This is a genomic window from Cellvibrio sp. PSBB006 (assembly GCF_002162135.1).
Taxonomy (GTDB): domain Bacteria; phylum Pseudomonadota; class Gammaproteobacteria; order Pseudomonadales; family Cellvibrionaceae; genus Cellvibrio.
Genome location: NZ_CP021382.1, coordinates 5,124,499 through 5,138,464 on the forward strand (window position 1 = coordinate 5,124,499; position 13,966 = coordinate 5,138,464).

Consider the following 13,966-nt stretch of genomic DNA (forward strand, 5'->3'; position numbering starts at 1 on the left):
GGTAGCCGGATGTGCCGTGTAAAAAGGGAGCCAAGTTTACGTTTATTGAGAGTGGCTTTCAAATAGCGAAAAGTCGCTCGGCCTGACGCTGATAGATCATTAAAATGCTTGCCCTCGACACAGCACTGGCATACTTTCCCGAAGGTTAAGCGGAGTTTACCGATGACAGATCATAAGCCCCTGCTGCAGTTGGCGGCTGAATTGGGTGACGCGCTACAGCTGCGCCAATGGCGTGTAGCCACAGCGGAATCATGCACGGGTGGTGGTATAGCGGCGGCTATTACCGCCATTCCCGGCAGCTCTAACTGGTTTGAGTATGGTCTGGTTACCTATGCCAATGCCGCGAAGCAGCATCTGCTCGGTGTGGATAGCGAGACCTTATCGAATGAAGGAGCCGTCAGTGAAAATGTCGTGCGCCAAATGGCTGCCGGAACCTTATCGCTAACGGGGGCTGACATTGCGGTTGCGGTCAGCGGCATCGCCGGGCCGGGTGGCGGCAGTGCAGAAAAGCCGGTCGGCACGGTCTGGTTCGCATGGGCGATTGCCAAAGGTCAGCCAATAACAAGCTGCTATCAGCTTGACGGTGATCGCAATCAGATTCAGCAACAGGCTGTTGTTATTGCTTTGGAAGGGCTGTTGGCGCTGTTGGGCGAGCAATCAAAAAAACCTGAATAAATTAACAGTACTGTTTGCGTATACAGCTTTTTGGTGTATGCTTTCGCCAGTAGTAAGTAAAAGATTGGCAAAACAAGCCACACAAATTCAGATCATTTTTTCATTTAAGTTGAGGTGTCGGATGGATGCGAATAAAGAAAAGGCGCTACAAGCAGCCCTGAGTCAAATCGAACGTCAATTTGGTAAGGGTACTGTGATGCGCATGGGCGACCGGGAGCAGGTTGCCATTCCAGCGATTTCTACGGGTTCACTGGGGCTGGATGTAGCACTGGGAATCGGTGGTTTGCCCAAAGGCCGGATTATTGAAATTTATGGGCCGGAATCTTCCGGTAAAACAACCCTGACTTTACAGGTTATCGCCGAAGCTCAAAGGCAAGGCGGTAACTGCGCTTTTATCGACGCGGAGCACGCGCTTGATCCGATTTATGCCGCCAAGCTTGGCGTTAAAGTGGAAGACCTGATTATTTCCCAGCCGGACACCGGCGAGCAGGCTCTGGAAGTGACCGATATGCTGGTGCGCTCCGGTGCGGTGGATGTATTGGTTGTGGACTCTGTAGCTGCACTGACGCCCCGTGCGGAAATTGAAGGCGAAATGGGTGATCACCACGTCGGTTTGCAGGCGCGTTTGATGTCACAAGCCTTGCGTAAAATCACCGGTAATATCAAAAATGCTAACTGTCTGGTGATCTTCATCAACCAGATCCGGATGAAGATCGGTGTTATGTTTGGTAACCCGGAAACCACTACTGGTGGTAATGCGCTGAAATTTTATGCTTCAGTGCGTCTGGATATTCGCCGTATTGGTGCTGTAAAAGAAGGCGAAGAAGTGATCGGTTCCGAAACGCGCGTAAAAGTGGTGAAGAACAAGGTTGCTCCACCCTTCAAGCAGGCGGAATTCCAGATCCTGTACGGCAGCGGCATCAACCGTATGGGTGAGATTGTCGACTATGGAGTCAAGCTTGGCATGGTTGACAAGGCAGGAGCCTGGTATAGCTACCAGGGCAATAAGATTGGCCAGGGTAAAAACAATGTCATGAAATTTCTGCAGGAAAATCCGGAGATCGCCAAAGAGCTGGAGCAGAAGGTTCGGGCCGAACTCCTTAACACACCGCAGTTGTCGCTCGGCACCAGCGCTGACTCAGAAGATGAAGTAGAAATGTCTTAAATCGTCTGTGACGGAAATCGGGCTTTGGATGGCCTGGTTTCCGTCGTTCCTTTCAGAATCTCCCTTGAGTGCGGCTGAACTTCACTATTGAGGCAGAGTCGAATTTTTATCCAGCTACTGTCGATTACATGGCTATGCAGATTTTCAGGTGGAATAGCGGGGCGAAGCGATAAATAGTGATAAGTTGCGCGCTGACAATGTGGTGGGTATGCTGCGTATCAGATTTCATCATTACTCCGTTAAAACCTATAAGCCGAAAGTAAAGTAGAGGTGTGAAATGATTCGCTTTAGTAACCTGATTGGTTTGTTTCTGACGCTCGCCATATTGGGTGCATGCTCAAGTAAACCGTATGTTGTCACTGATTATCTTTCGGGTTATGACTTTTCTACCCTGAAAACCTACCACGTAGCAGAAGCCCGGCAGGAAACGAAGGATGAAATCCTCATTTCTCCTTTTACATTTAGCCATATACATTCCGTTATTGACCGGGAGTTAGGTCAGCGTTATCAGCAGCCACCGGCTGATACCAAACCTGATTTTCTGGTGAACTATCATATTGTTATTGAAGAAAAACTGGACCCGGGAACCTATGATCGTCTCTACGGTTATGGCTACTATGGCAGAGGTTACCGTTATTACTATCCAGCACCGCTGTTTTACGGCACCACCGGCTCGGCTCGCGTGTACAACCAAGGGAGTTTGATCGTTGATATCGTTGATGCGAAAACGGAAAAGCCTATTTGGCGGGGTGTATCGGAAAAACGTCTGCGCAGCGGCTTAACCCCCCAAGAGCAACGAGAAATTTTGACCAGCGCGGTTGTTGAAATTATCAGTAAATTTCCACCAATGTAATGTGAAAAATTTGTAAACCCATGGCCGCTTTGCGGCCATTTTTTTGAATGATGTAATAAGGACGAGCCTCTCGTGGCTGATAACAAGACGACTTCCGATATCAGGTTGGCTGCCATGAACTTGCTGGCAATGCGCGAACATTCCGCACATGAATTGCGCCGGAAGCTTGCGCCACGTTTTGAGGGGGCTGATGTCGCTGCCGTTATCGCTGTATTAACCGCTGAGAATCTTCAAAGCGATGAACGTTATACAGAAGCTTTTATAATCATGCGCAAACGTCAAGGTAAAGGGCCGATACGCATAGCTTTGGAGTTGAAAGAAAAAGGTATCAGCGAAACCTTGATTAATCTATATCTTGATTCTTCCGACCAGGATTGGTTTGAGCTGGCTGTTGCGGAAAGGCATAAACGTTTTGGTATTTCTGAGCCGCAGGATATGAAAGAAAAGGCGCGTCAGATGCGATTTCTTCAATACCGGGGTTTCACGCAACCGCAAATCTCCTCGGCAATTAAAGCTACTGAATAAATGTTTGTTTATCGGGCCAATGGCCTCCCGTCTCTTCAACCGGTTAACAAGTGTTATATCACTGTAAACAATTGTTAACTGCTTATCGCTTGTCTCATCATCAGCGTAATCTTTCGAGATAAACCAGCGTTAACGCATGGCGTCGTCTCTCTCAGCCCAATCTTTCCACTTTTAACCGCGTAAATGGTTGGCATGGATGTTTTATATTTCATGCTGAAAGATGTGATAGAGTCTGCGCCAAAAATGATTCCTGCCCTAAGGCAGATCGGGTAATAAGAGAGAAAGTGATGATGCGATTGCACCTGCCGGGAGCTATTTTATTTGGCTCACTGATGATGTTAGTCCCACCCCTGATGGCACAAACCACGAAAGCAGTCGATGTCATTGTTCAGGCCGTCACATCACAACCGCTCGAAAGTCGCATTGAAGCCCTGGGTACTTTGCGGGCCAATGAATCCATTCGCTTAACGTCCAACGTTACCAAGACAGTGACGAATATTAATTTTGATGACGGCCAGCGTGTAAAAAAAGGCCAGGTGTTAGTGGAAATGACTAACGCCGAGGAGCGGGCACTGTTAGATGAAGCGCGTTTCAATATGGAAGAAGCACGCAAGCAAATGGAGCGGGTTCGCTCTCTGGTTGAAACCAGGGCTGCTTCCCAATCCTTGCTTGATCAGCGCATGCGTGAATACGAATCGGCTCACGCACGTTACCTTGCTATTGATGCGCGTTTGCAAGACCTGCATCTCGATGCGCCGTTCAGCGGCGTCGTTGGCCTGCGCAATATCAGCGTCGGCGCCCTGGTTTCCCCCGGAGATTTAATCACCACCATCAATGACGACAGCCGTATGAAACTTGATTTTACGGTGCCGGCGATTTATCTGCGCAGTTTACAAGTTGATTTACCTATCATGGCCAAGAGCCGTGCGCTGGGCGATAAGGTATTCGAAGGTAAGATCTACAGCATCGATAATCAGATTGATCCCGTGACCCGTGCGATTACTGTACGAGCCCTGTTGCCCAATGATGATCGCGAGTTAAAGCAGGGCATGCTGATGAGTATTAACCTCTATGCCAACAAGCGAGAAGCGTTGGTGATATCTGAAGCGGCGCTGGTCCCTTTGGGAAGTGATAATTTTGTGTTTGTGGTTCAGCCCCAGGGTGAAACGTTTACGGTAGAGCGTCGTCAGGTCACTATTGGTCAACGCCTGCGCGGTTTTGTGGAAATCCTCAATGGATTGGACGCCGACGAAAAAGTGGTAACCCATGGCTTACAAAAAATTCGCGCTGGTACGCTGATCAATATCACCGCCGAAGAAACCGGTGAGGAAAGTTTATCTGAACTGATCGATTCAACTAAATCCTGAGGGTAACCCACATGCTACTCTCCGATGTCTCGATCAAACGCCCGGTTTTTGCTTCCGTTATTTCCATTCTTCTCATCGCCTTTGGTTTGGTGGCTTTCGAGCGCCTGACACTACGCGAATACCCTGATATCGATCCGCCAGTGGTGTCGATTCGCACGGATTATCCCGGGGCTGCAGCCAGCATTGTTGAAACACGTATCACCAAAGTTATTGAAGATCGCATCTCCGGCGTGGAGGGCATTCGTTACATTGAATCCAGCAGTGAAAATGGTCGCTCCAACATCGTGGTGCAGTTCGATGTCGGGCAGGATATGGACGCGGCGGCAAACGATATTCGTGACCGTGTATCCCGTGTGTTGGGTAATTTACCCATCGAAGCTGAACCACCGGAAGTTGAAAAGGTGAGTTCAGATGAAGACGTCATCCTGTGGTTTAACTTTACCAGTGACAATATGACCACGCCGGAACTCTCTGATTATGCACAGCGATATCTGGTAGACCGTTTCTCTGTGGTGGATGGTGTGGCGCGCGTGAGGATTGGTGGTGAAAAACGTTACGCCATGCGTATCTGGCTGGATCGTCGTGAACTGGCGGCGCGCCACCTGACCGTTAATGATGTTGAAGATGCCTTGCGCGCAGAAAATGTTGAGCTGCCGGCGGGCAGTATCGAATCTGAGGAGCGACAGTTTACGGTGCGCATGGCCCGCAATTATCTCACCGCTGAGGATTTTTCCCAGTTGGTGTTGCAGCGCGGTGAAGATGGTTACCTGATTCGTCTGGGTGATGTAGCGCGGGTTGAAAAAGGAACGGAAGAAGACCGCAATATGTTTCGCGGTAATGGCGTCAATCAAGTCGGGATTGGTATCAGTAAACAATCCACTGCCAACACCATTGATGTAGCGCGCGGTGTAAAAGCAGAGCGTGATCGCATCGTCGCTAACTTGCCGGATGGCATGGGCATTGAAGACAGCTATGACAGTTCTATCTTTGTTGAACGCGCGATCGAAGAAGTGTATCTCACGCTGGGCATCGCCATTTTTCTGGTGGTATTGGTTATCTATCTGTTTCTCGGCAGTGTGCGTGCCATGCTTGTGCCGGCGGTGGCTGTACCGGTTTCTATCATTGCAACATTTACGGTGCTTGCTGTGCTGGGTTTCTCGGTCAACATGTTAACGCTGTTGGCACTGGTACTGGCTATCGGACTGGTGGTGGATGATGCAATTGTGGTGCTGGAAAATATTGTTCGCCATATGGAAGAAAAAAATAAACCGCCGTTACTGGCGGCGTTCGACGGTACGCGCGAAGTGGGCTTTGCCGTTATTGCAACCACCCTGGTGTTGATTGCGATCTTTGTGCCGATTGTTTTCCTGAAGGGTGATATCGGCCGCCTGTTTTCCGAATTTGCGATAACCATGGCGGCCTCTGTGGCATTTTCATCGCTCATCGCCTTGACGCTTTCGCCCATGCTGGCGTCCCAGTTTCTTAAACGTAACGACCATAAAAATAAACTGGTCGATAAAATCAACGAATGGACCATGTGCCTGCGTCACTACTACACGCGTTCGATCAACGCCTGCCTGAATCGCAGCAAGCTCGTGGTAGTGATTTTTGCTGGATTATTATTTGCGACTTTTATGCTATCGCGCTTAATTCCTTCCGAATACGCGCCTCGTGAAGACCGGGGTACATTTTTTGTCATGGTCAACGGACCGGAAGGTGCTAGCTTTTCCTACATGGAAGAGTACATGAACGAAATTGAAAAACGCATGATGGTGTATGTGGATACCAATGAAATAAGTCGTTTGATGGTGCGCTCGCCGCGCTCCTTTGGCACGGCAGAAAATTTTAACAGCGGGATTATCATTGCTGTGATGAACGATTGGAGTCTGCGACGCAGCGCATTTGTGGTGATGGATGAAATCCGCGCGAAGCTCAGCGATTTACCCGGCGTGACAGCGGCGCCGGTAATGCGTCAGGGGTTCGGTTCGCAGACACAAAAACCGGTGCAATTTGTTATCGGTGGTGGCTCTTATAATGAGTTGGCCGAGTGGCGCGATATCATGTTAGAAAAAATCGAAGCCAGTAACCCCGGCCTCGAAAGCATCGACTGGGATTACAAGGAAACCAAGCCGCAGGTCGAAGTCATTATCGACACCAACCGTGCAGCGGATTTAGGCGTGAGCGTCAACAACATCGGTCGGACACTGGAAACCATGTTGGGTTCGCGCCGGGTTACAACTTACATTGATGATGGTGAAGAATACGATTTGATCCTGCAAGGTGAACGCGATGAGCAGCGTACTACCACCAGCTTGCAAAACATGTACGTGCGCTCGGAGCACTCTGGTGAATTGATCCCCCTGGCAAATCTGGTGCAGTTGCGTGAGATGGCCGATGCCAGCCGCTTGAATCGCTACAATCGAGTCCGCTCGTTAACAATAGAGGCAAACCTTTCCGAAGAGCTGGCGCTGGGTGAAGCGCTGGACTACCTAAATGGTCTGGTGCGAGAACATTTGCCGGATTCTGCGGTTGTGGATTACAAAGGTTTATCGAGGGATTTTCAAACCGCCGGCAGTTCGGTCATGTTTATCTTTTTGCTCGGTATCCTGATTACGTTTCTGGTGTTGGCAGCACAATTCGAGAGTTATATTCACCCGTTTGTCATCATGCTGACGGTACCCCTGGCGATTCTCGGTGGTATGTTGGGGCTGTACATCACAGGCAACTCGTTTAATTTATATTCGCAAATCGGTTTGATCATGTTGATCGGGCTGGCAGCCAAGAACGGCATTTTGATTGTGGAATTTGTTAACCAGTTGCGTGATCGCGGTGTAGAATTTCATCAGGCGTTATTGGAGGCTTCTTCAGCGCGATTGCGTCCGATTTTAATGACCAGCTTAACGGCGGTGGCGGGAGCTGTGCCTTTGGTGATCTCCAGCGGCGCCGGTTCGGAAACCCGATTTGTTATTGGTATTGTGGTGATATTTGGCGTGTTGTTGGCCACGTTTCTGACATTATTTGTCGTGCCGGTGGCCTATAGTTTGTTGGCTCGTAAAACCGGTTCGCCCGGTGATGTCAGCCGCAAGCTCGACCAGGCTCATCGGGATTATTATAACGATGACAAATCAAAGTCCGATTAATCACAAAAAGCACCATCAAAGAAAATCAAAACAAAAAAGAGAGAAAGCTATGAGATCAACCACGATAAAAACATTGCTATTTTGTATTTTGCTGGTAGGCACAGGTTGCGCCAACCAGCCGCAACAATATCTATGGCGTATTGATTCTCTTGAGCAGATTGCGGGCCTGCCGGTAGTAACACAAGGCAATCCGCAATTGGTGGACTCCGTCTACGGCACGGCCGTGATGTTTGATGGCGATGGTGATCGCTTGTTGGTGGATGATAATCCACTGGACGGTGCGAGCGAATTTACTGTGGAGATTATCTTTAAACCCAACGACGCCTATCCCGAAAACCTTGAGCCGCGTTTCTTTCATATTGAAGCACCGGAGAATCCCAACCGCCGCATTACTATAGAGTTGCGTTTGAATGATCAACGTCAGTGGTATCTGGACACTTATATTAAATCCGAGGTGTCGCAATACACGCTGATCGATTCGAGTCTGGTTCATCCTATGGAACAATGGACTCACGCGGCAATCACCTATAAGGATCGCCAATTCACAGCGTTTGTAAACGGAAAGAAAGAATTGTCGGCGGAGGTTGATTACCTGCCTATTGCCAAAACCGGTAAGACATCAATCGGTGCGCGGATGAACGAAGTGCATTGGTTTAACGGAGCGATATTGGCCGCGCGGATTACTCATCAGGTGTTATTGCCGGAGCAATTCATGCAGCTTGACAATTTTTCTGCGGAATAATTGTTGAAAGAAAACAGGTTCATCTGTATTGATGAACCTGTTTATAAACAACGTTAATCCTGCTTGATTTTATTCGTCAGGAAGCTTACGACTTCACCGGCGGGTATTTCCTGTTTATCTGCATCGCGACGACCTTTGTACTCCAGGGTGCCACTTTCCAGGCCGCGATCTCCCACTACGATGCGGTGCGGAATACCCATTAATTCGGTATTGGCCAGCATCACACCCAGGCGCGCTTTTTCATCATCCATAAACAAAACGTCAATGCCGGCAGCTTGTAATTCTGTATACAGTGCTTCGCATTTTTGCGCGACCGCCGGTGACTTGCTGATGTTGATGGGAATCAGCGCCACATGGAAAGGCGCGATAGCATCGGGCCAGATAATGCCGTTCTCATCAAAATTCTGTTCAATAGCCGCGGCGACGACACGCGTCACACCGATACCGTAACAACCCATGATCATGGTTTGTTCTTTACCGTTTTCATCCAACACGCGCGCTTTGAGCGCTTCAGAATATTTGGTGCCGAGTTGGAAGATATGGCCCACCTCAATACCGCGTTTGATATCCAGCGTACCCATACCGTCCGGGCTGGCGTCACCGGCCACCACATTGCGAATATCTGCCACCATGGGCACGTGAAGATCGCGCTCCCAATTCACCCCGGTTAAATGGAAACCATCTTTATTGGCACCGCATACGAAATCAGCCAGATGCGCGGCGGCGTGGTCCACAATGACCGGAATTTGCAAACCCACCGGGCCGATCGAGCCTAAACCAACTCCAAGCTCTGCCTTGATACGCGCTTCCGGCGCAAAGGTGAGCGGTGCCGCGACGCCAGTTAATTTTTCAGCCTTGATATCGTTGAGCTCATGATCACCACGCAATACCAGCGCGACCAGGGGTTGCTCTTTACCGGCTTCTGCTTCGCCCAATACGATCAGGGTTTTGACAACCTGTGACGGGGAGACTTTGAGGAAAGCGCTGACTTCATCGATAGTATGTTGTTGAAGTGTAGCGACTTCATGCAATAACTGGCTGGGTGCTGGCCGTGCAGATGCCGGTGGCAACGCCTCGGCTTTTTCAATATTCGCGGCGTAATCGCTGCCGCTGCTAAACGCGATTGCATCTTCACCGCTGGCGGCGAGTACGTGGAATTCGTGGGAGAAAGCGCCACCAATCGAACCGGTATCGGCGAGTACTGGCCGAAATTGTAATCCGATGCGGCTGAAGATATTGCAGTAAGTGCGATGCATCACATCGTAAGTATCCTGCAAGGATTCCTGGGTCGCATGGAAAGAATAAGCGTCCTTCATAATAAATTCACGCGAACGCATCACACCGAAACGGGGCCGGATTTCATCGCGGAATTTGGTCTGTATCTGATAAAAATTCGCCGGTAACTGCTTATAGCTGTTCAGCTCGTTGCGAATCAAATCGGTGATGACTTCTTCGTGTGTTGGGCCGAGGCAGAAGGCGCGGTCGTGGCGATCATTAATCCGCAACAGCTCAGGACCATATTGCTCCCAACGGCCTGATTCAATCCACAGCTCGCTGGGCTGAACCACTGGCATCAGCACCTCCTGCGCGCCGGACTTGTCCATCTCCTCGCGAATGATGCGCTCTACCTTGCGCAGCACGCGCAAGCCCAAGGGCAACCAGGTGTAGAGTCCGGAGGCAAGTTTACGAATCATGCCTGCGCGCAGCATCAATTGATGGCTGATCACTTCTGCATCGGCGGGCGTTTCTTTGAGCGTGGCAATTAAAAAACGGGTAGCGCGCATAAACGTGGCTTCTTATTTCAATGACTATACTGGGAGGTGAATGTTGGACCCCGACGCGCAGCGAACCTGGCACACAGATACCTGTCTATGCCATAAGGCGGCTGCTCAATTCATCGTGACACTCGGGATCAAAGGCGCTTATTCTACGGTGCTTGATGCGCGCGGTACAGAAGGCATCTTCACAGATTCGTCGATTTATGCGGCGGCAGGATTCCGATTTTGCTAAAAGGTAATTGCTATGTTTGAACTTCACCCCAGACTCGCGCAGGATTCTGTCATCATCGGGCGCTTTACGTTATCTCTGTTATTACTGAGCAAAGATGCCAACTATCCCTGGTGCATCCTCGTCCCCGAACGGGAGGATGTATACGAAATCCACCATCTCAGCGAAGAAGACCAACTGCAACTGATACGCGAATCCTGCCGCTTGTCAGAAGTCATGACCAGTCTCTTCGATGCCCATAAAATGAACGTAGCGGCCTTAGGCAATGTAGTGCGCCAACTGCACGTTCATCACATCGCCCGTTTCTCCGACGATCCTGCCTGGCCACAGCCGATCTGGGGTAAGGCCAATATATTGGATTACACCCCTGAACAACTGCAAGATCGCATCAAACGTATACAAAATGCGTTAGTGGGCGAAGGCTTTGAGATTATCCGCCCCTCTATGTGATCCGTTTGTCGTTAGGGACTTGGTTTCGAAAACGCATGAATACATCCCTGTAGCTCCCTCAATTCATCCCTGAATTGAGGGTTTCGAAACCAAGGCCCTAATGACAAACGGACGACGAAGTGCCTTTCAAACAACACTACTGGCCATAAATAAAAAACCCCGCATTGCGGGGTTTTTTATTAACCAAAATCAGGCTGATATTAAAGCGCCATCTCTTTCAGTTTTTTCAGCGGACGCACTTTAACAGAAGTGCTGGCTGGCTTGGCTTTGAACATCACTTCTTCGCCAGTGAAAGGGTTGATGCCCTTACGCGCTTTGGTCGCCGGCTTTTTCACAGTGGTGATCTTCAGCAGACCTGGCAGAACGAATTCGCCCACACCTTTTTTCTTAACGTGACCTTCAATGATATTGGTCAGCTCGTCCAATACGGACTGCACTTGCTTTTTGCTCAGCTCAGTTGCATCAGCAATTTGAGTCAGCATCTGGGTTTTGTTCTGGCGCTCTGCAATGGGCTTAACAACAGCAGGAGCAGCTTTAGCAGCAACTTTTTTGACGGGCGCTTTAGCAGGTGCTTTTTTAGCAACAGGCTTGGCTGCGGCTTTGGCTGGTTTTGCGGCTGGTTTTTTAGCGGCCATATTGGTTTCCTTTTAATTATTCAAGTAAAACATACAGCGGTTAACTGCATGCAACGAGGGGTTGAATTGAATACCTGACCATTGTTTAAACAGAAAGTTTTATCGACAGCGTCTTCAAAAACCCCTGTTTTTATAGGCTTAAAGCGCCCACCACAAAGGTTGACGCTATATATATAGTATAAAAATTGAATCGGCAACAAGAAAGTAGCGTTTTCCTCGAAAAAAACGCTGTTTTTAGCCATTAAATGTGCAGCAGTTGGAGATCGGGTTCAGGTTCTGCGTATTGCCACAGGTAGTCAAAGGTTTCGCGCAAACGTTTCACTTCGACCGCCGCTGCATAATTAGCGAAGCCGCGAAAGACCAGGTCATCGTTCTTGAACAATAAGCCATCGTTATCGCGCAACATAAAACCCATATCGGCATTTTCTGGCTGGATGGTTAGCTTGCGCAACAGAACCTTACTGGATAATCGTTGCGACAGCCGCGCCAGTTTATGGCCCCGTTCAATTAAAGGCTTGGTATTTTTGACCAGAATTTGCACTTGAGCGAAGCGGCTGTTGCGAACCAATTGAGATATTGCGCTCACAAATTCATCACGGTCATACACCGCAATATCCAGATCCGTACTGAGGATGGCAATCTGACGGCGCGCGTCCTGCGCCAGGCTCAAGGCGTGCTCCTGAAAATCCGTGCAATTTTCCAGCAGAATTAATTGATCACTGACAGAAGAAGTCTGGCTCATGATAAAACTCCCATGCTACTGGGCGGGACGATACCACATGGTGATATGGGGAATTCCGGCATCCATAAACTCTGTGCCCTGGGGCACAAAACCAAGATATTGATAAAACGCGGTGCGCGAGGTTTGTGCGTGGAGGTACAACCGCGCTGAAGATGATTGTTGAAGACACCAATCAATAACATAAGCCATCAATGCGCGGCCAACACCCTCTCGGCGATAATCCCTTAACACCGCAACCCGGCCGATATGATAGAGCGATTCGCCTGCCGCATCGGCTTCAACCAGCACCCGTGCTGTTGCAATGGCCTGACCGTTATCCAGTGATGTCAGAAAATGAATGGCGGTTTCATCCTGACCATCCCACTCATCTGCGGCGGAAACCTGTTGCTCGTCCATGAATACGCGCGTGCGGATATGACGCAAAACCGCTTCCGCGTCGGACCAGAAAACCTGCTGGTGTTTGCAAGCTGCTTTATTCATCGAGTAACAGGCTTTCCTGGTTAATCAACGCGGTCATAACGGGAAGATTGAGTGGGTCGTCCAGCAAAGGTTCCAGGGTGGGCCAATCAATTTCTGTTATCTGACACAGCGTTTCGGCCAGCTCCCGTGAACACCTAAAAGATTGCCCATCCACAAATAACAGCGTTTTATCCGCCAGGACATGGTAAGCAAACCGCGCGGCAGGATGACGCCAGAGCAGGAGTTCCTCTTCGCGCATGGCCGCCCGCCAATCGTCGTTGTCGACCGTTTCTTCACTGTCTGTTTCTTCAACATATTTTCGTTCGGTCATGTGCTTGCCAAACCAATGAGCCAGGTTCTCGTCGGTCAGTTGGGCGAGCAGAATGTCTTTGAGGTTTTCCACTGCAGCGTGACTGATTTCGCCGGGGTTATTCTGGGCTTTTAAATCGGGATCACGAAAGCGCTGATCGTTGGTTAACCGGCTGGCGATATCCTGTGTCAGTTCGCAGACAATATCGGCCTGGCTGGGCGCGCGAAAGCCGATGGAGTAGGTGATACATTCTCCGTCGGCAATACCCCAGTGCGCGACGCCCGGCGGAATGTACAGCATGTCACCCGGTTCCAGTATCCATTCGTCAGCGACATCAAAGTGTTTAAGAATATTCAGCGGCGTACCCGCTACGCGCTCTGAAGTAACATCACACATTTGACCGATACGCCAATGACGTTTGCCCGCGCCCTGCAATAAAAACACATCGTAATAATCAAAGTGGGGGCCGACACTCCCCTGATCCGGCGCATAGCTGATCATGATGTCATCGAGGCGCCAGTTAGGGATAAAGCGAAAATGCTGCAGAAGTTCATGAACTTCCGGAACCCATTGATCAACTGCTTGCACCAGCAGTGTCCAGTGGGATTCGGGCAATATGGCAAAAGTTTTTTCATCGAAAGGACCATGACGTAACTCCCAGGGCGTCTTGCCATGTTCCACAACCAGGCGCGATTCCACCTCTTCTTCCAGGGCCAGGCCGGCCAACTCGTCGCCATCCAGGGGCGATACAAAATCCGGCAGAGCATTGCGAATCAGCAAGGGTTTTTTCTGCCAGTAGTCGCGCAAAAAAATATCAATAGGCATATCGCCCAGGTGGGTCAGCGGTTGAGTCATAAACGTCTCATTGTGAGGGACTGAAGAACAGGGTTGCGATT

At 49.7% G+C, this 13,966-nt stretch carries 13 protein-coding genes; 8 read left to right on the forward strand and 5 right to left on the reverse strand.

Annotation, left to right across the window (positions count from 1 at the left end):
- Positions 1-162 precede the first annotated feature (162 nt).
- The 7 genes from CBR65_RS21360 (at position 163) to CBR65_RS21390 (ending at position 8,467) form a co-directional block, all read left to right on the forward strand.
- The gene (locus CBR65_RS21360) at positions 163-675 is read left to right on the forward strand and encodes a CinA family protein (protein WP_087468737.1); all 513 of its coding nucleotides are present in this window, start codon (positions 163-165) and stop codon (positions 673-675) included.
- Positions 676-796: 121 nt separating this feature from the next.
- Positions 797-1,840: a recombinase RecA gene (gene recA, locus CBR65_RS21365; protein ID WP_087468738.1), complete on the forward strand. Its 1,044-nt coding sequence runs from the start codon at positions 797-799 to the stop codon at positions 1,838-1,840.
- A 277-nt stretch (positions 1,841-2,117) separates the two neighbouring features.
- Positions 2,118-2,693: a DUF4136 domain-containing protein gene (locus tag CBR65_RS21370; RefSeq protein ID WP_087468739.1), complete on the forward strand. Its 576-nt coding sequence runs from the start codon at positions 2,118-2,120 to the stop codon at positions 2,691-2,693.
- A 72-nt stretch (positions 2,694-2,765) separates the two neighbouring features.
- Positions 2,766-3,218, forward strand: a complete 453-nt coding sequence (locus CBR65_RS21375) for a regulatory protein RecX (RefSeq protein WP_198300837.1) — start codon at positions 2,766-2,768, stop codon at positions 3,216-3,218.
- A gap of 287 nt (positions 3,219-3,505) precedes the next feature.
- Complete coding sequence (locus CBR65_RS21380) at positions 3,506-4,585, forward strand: efflux RND transporter periplasmic adaptor subunit (protein ID WP_232461276.1); 1,080 nt, start codon at positions 3,506-3,508, stop codon at positions 4,583-4,585.
- An 11-nt stretch (positions 4,586-4,596) separates the two neighbouring features.
- Entirely contained in the window at positions 4,597-7,725 is a 3,129-nt protein-coding gene (locus CBR65_RS21385) for an efflux RND transporter permease subunit (RefSeq protein ID WP_087468741.1), read from the forward strand.
- Positions 7,726-7,774: 49 nt separating this feature from the next.
- The gene (locus tag CBR65_RS21390) at positions 7,775-8,467 is read left to right on the forward strand and encodes a LamG domain-containing protein (RefSeq protein WP_087468742.1); all 693 of its coding nucleotides are present in this window, start codon (positions 7,775-7,777) and stop codon (positions 8,465-8,467) included.
- 53 nt (positions 8,468-8,520) lie between these two features.
- Here the strand turns inward: CBR65_RS21390 and CBR65_RS21395 are convergent, their stop codons facing one another.
- The gene (locus CBR65_RS21395; protein ID WP_087468743.1) at positions 8,521-10,251 is read right to left on the reverse strand and encodes a proline--tRNA ligase; all 1,731 of its coding nucleotides are present in this window, start codon (positions 10,249-10,251) and stop codon (positions 8,521-8,523) included.
- Between the two features lie 238 nt (positions 10,252-10,489).
- On the opposite strand from CBR65_RS21395, the gene CBR65_RS21400 reads away from it, so the two are divergent.
- Positions 10,490-10,924, forward strand: coding sequence for an HIT domain-containing protein (locus CBR65_RS21400; protein ID WP_087468744.1), 435 nt, complete (start codon positions 10,490-10,492; stop codon positions 10,922-10,924).
- Positions 10,925-11,124: 200 nt separating this feature from the next.
- Here the strand turns inward: CBR65_RS21400 and CBR65_RS21405 are convergent, their stop codons facing one another.
- From CBR65_RS21405 to CBR65_RS21420, 4 genes are all read right to left on the reverse strand, one after another.
- A complete protein-coding gene (locus tag CBR65_RS21405; RefSeq protein ID WP_087468745.1) occupies positions 11,125-11,559 on the reverse strand; it encodes an HU family DNA-binding protein in 435 nt (144 codons plus the stop codon).
- Positions 11,560-11,800: 241 nt separating this feature from the next.
- Entirely contained in the window at positions 11,801-12,301 is a 501-nt protein-coding gene (locus CBR65_RS21410) for a hypothetical protein (protein WP_087468746.1), read from the reverse strand.
- Between the two features lie 15 nt (positions 12,302-12,316).
- Positions 12,317-12,781 carry a GNAT family N-acetyltransferase gene (locus tag CBR65_RS21415; RefSeq protein ID WP_087468747.1) on the reverse strand — a complete coding sequence of 155 codons (465 nt, stop codon included), beginning with the start codon at positions 12,779-12,781 and terminating at the stop codon, positions 12,317-12,319.
- Positions 12,774-13,925, reverse strand: a complete 1,152-nt coding sequence (locus CBR65_RS21420; RefSeq protein WP_087468748.1) for a cupin domain-containing protein — start codon at positions 13,923-13,925, stop codon at positions 12,774-12,776. Before CBR65_RS21420 ends, CBR65_RS21415 begins: the two co-directional genes overlap by 8 nt.
- Between the last annotated feature and the right edge of the window lie 41 nt (positions 13,926-13,966).

Bases quoted from the DNA above. Each gene is read 5' to 3' on its own strand.
- CBR65_RS21360 (WP_087468737.1), top strand. From the start codon at position 163: ATGACAGATCATAAGCCCCTGCTGCAGTTGGCGGCTGAATTGGGTGAC.
- CBR65_RS21370 (WP_087468739.1), top strand. From the start codon at position 2,118: ATGATTCGCTTTAGTAACCTGATTGGTTTGTTTCTGACGCTCGCCATA.
- CBR65_RS21385 (WP_087468741.1), top strand. From the start codon at position 4,597: ATGCTACTCTCCGATGTCTCGATCAAACGCCCGGTTTTTGCTTCCGTT.
- CBR65_RS21395 (WP_087468743.1), bottom strand. From the start codon at position 10,251: ATGCGCGCTACCCGTTTTTTAATTGCCACGCTCAAAGAAACGCCCGCC.
- CBR65_RS21410 (WP_087468746.1), bottom strand. From the start codon at position 12,301: ATGAGCCAGACTTCTTCTGTCAGTGATCAATTAATTCTGCTGGAAAAT.
- CBR65_RS21420 (WP_087468748.1), bottom strand. From the start codon at position 13,925: ATGACTCAACCGCTGACCCACCTGGGCGATATGCCTATTGATATTTTT.
- CBR65_RS21390 (WP_087468742.1), top strand. From the start codon at position 7,775: ATGAGATCAACCACGATAAAAACATTGCTATTTTGTATTTTGCTGGTA.
- CBR65_RS21405 (WP_087468745.1), bottom strand. From the start codon at position 11,559: ATGGCCGCTAAAAAACCAGCCGCAAAACCAGCCAAAGCCGCAGCCAAG.
- CBR65_RS21415 (WP_087468747.1), bottom strand. From the start codon at position 12,781: ATGAATAAAGCAGCTTGCAAACACCAGCAGGTTTTCTGGTCCGACGCG.
- CBR65_RS21400 (WP_087468744.1), top strand. From the start codon at position 10,490: ATGTTTGAACTTCACCCCAGACTCGCGCAGGATTCTGTCATCATCGGG.
- CBR65_RS21380 (WP_232461276.1), top strand. From the start codon at position 3,506: ATGATGCGATTGCACCTGCCGGGAGCTATTTTATTTGGCTCACTGATG.
- recA (WP_087468738.1), top strand. From the start codon at position 797: ATGGATGCGAATAAAGAAAAGGCGCTACAAGCAGCCCTGAGTCAAATC.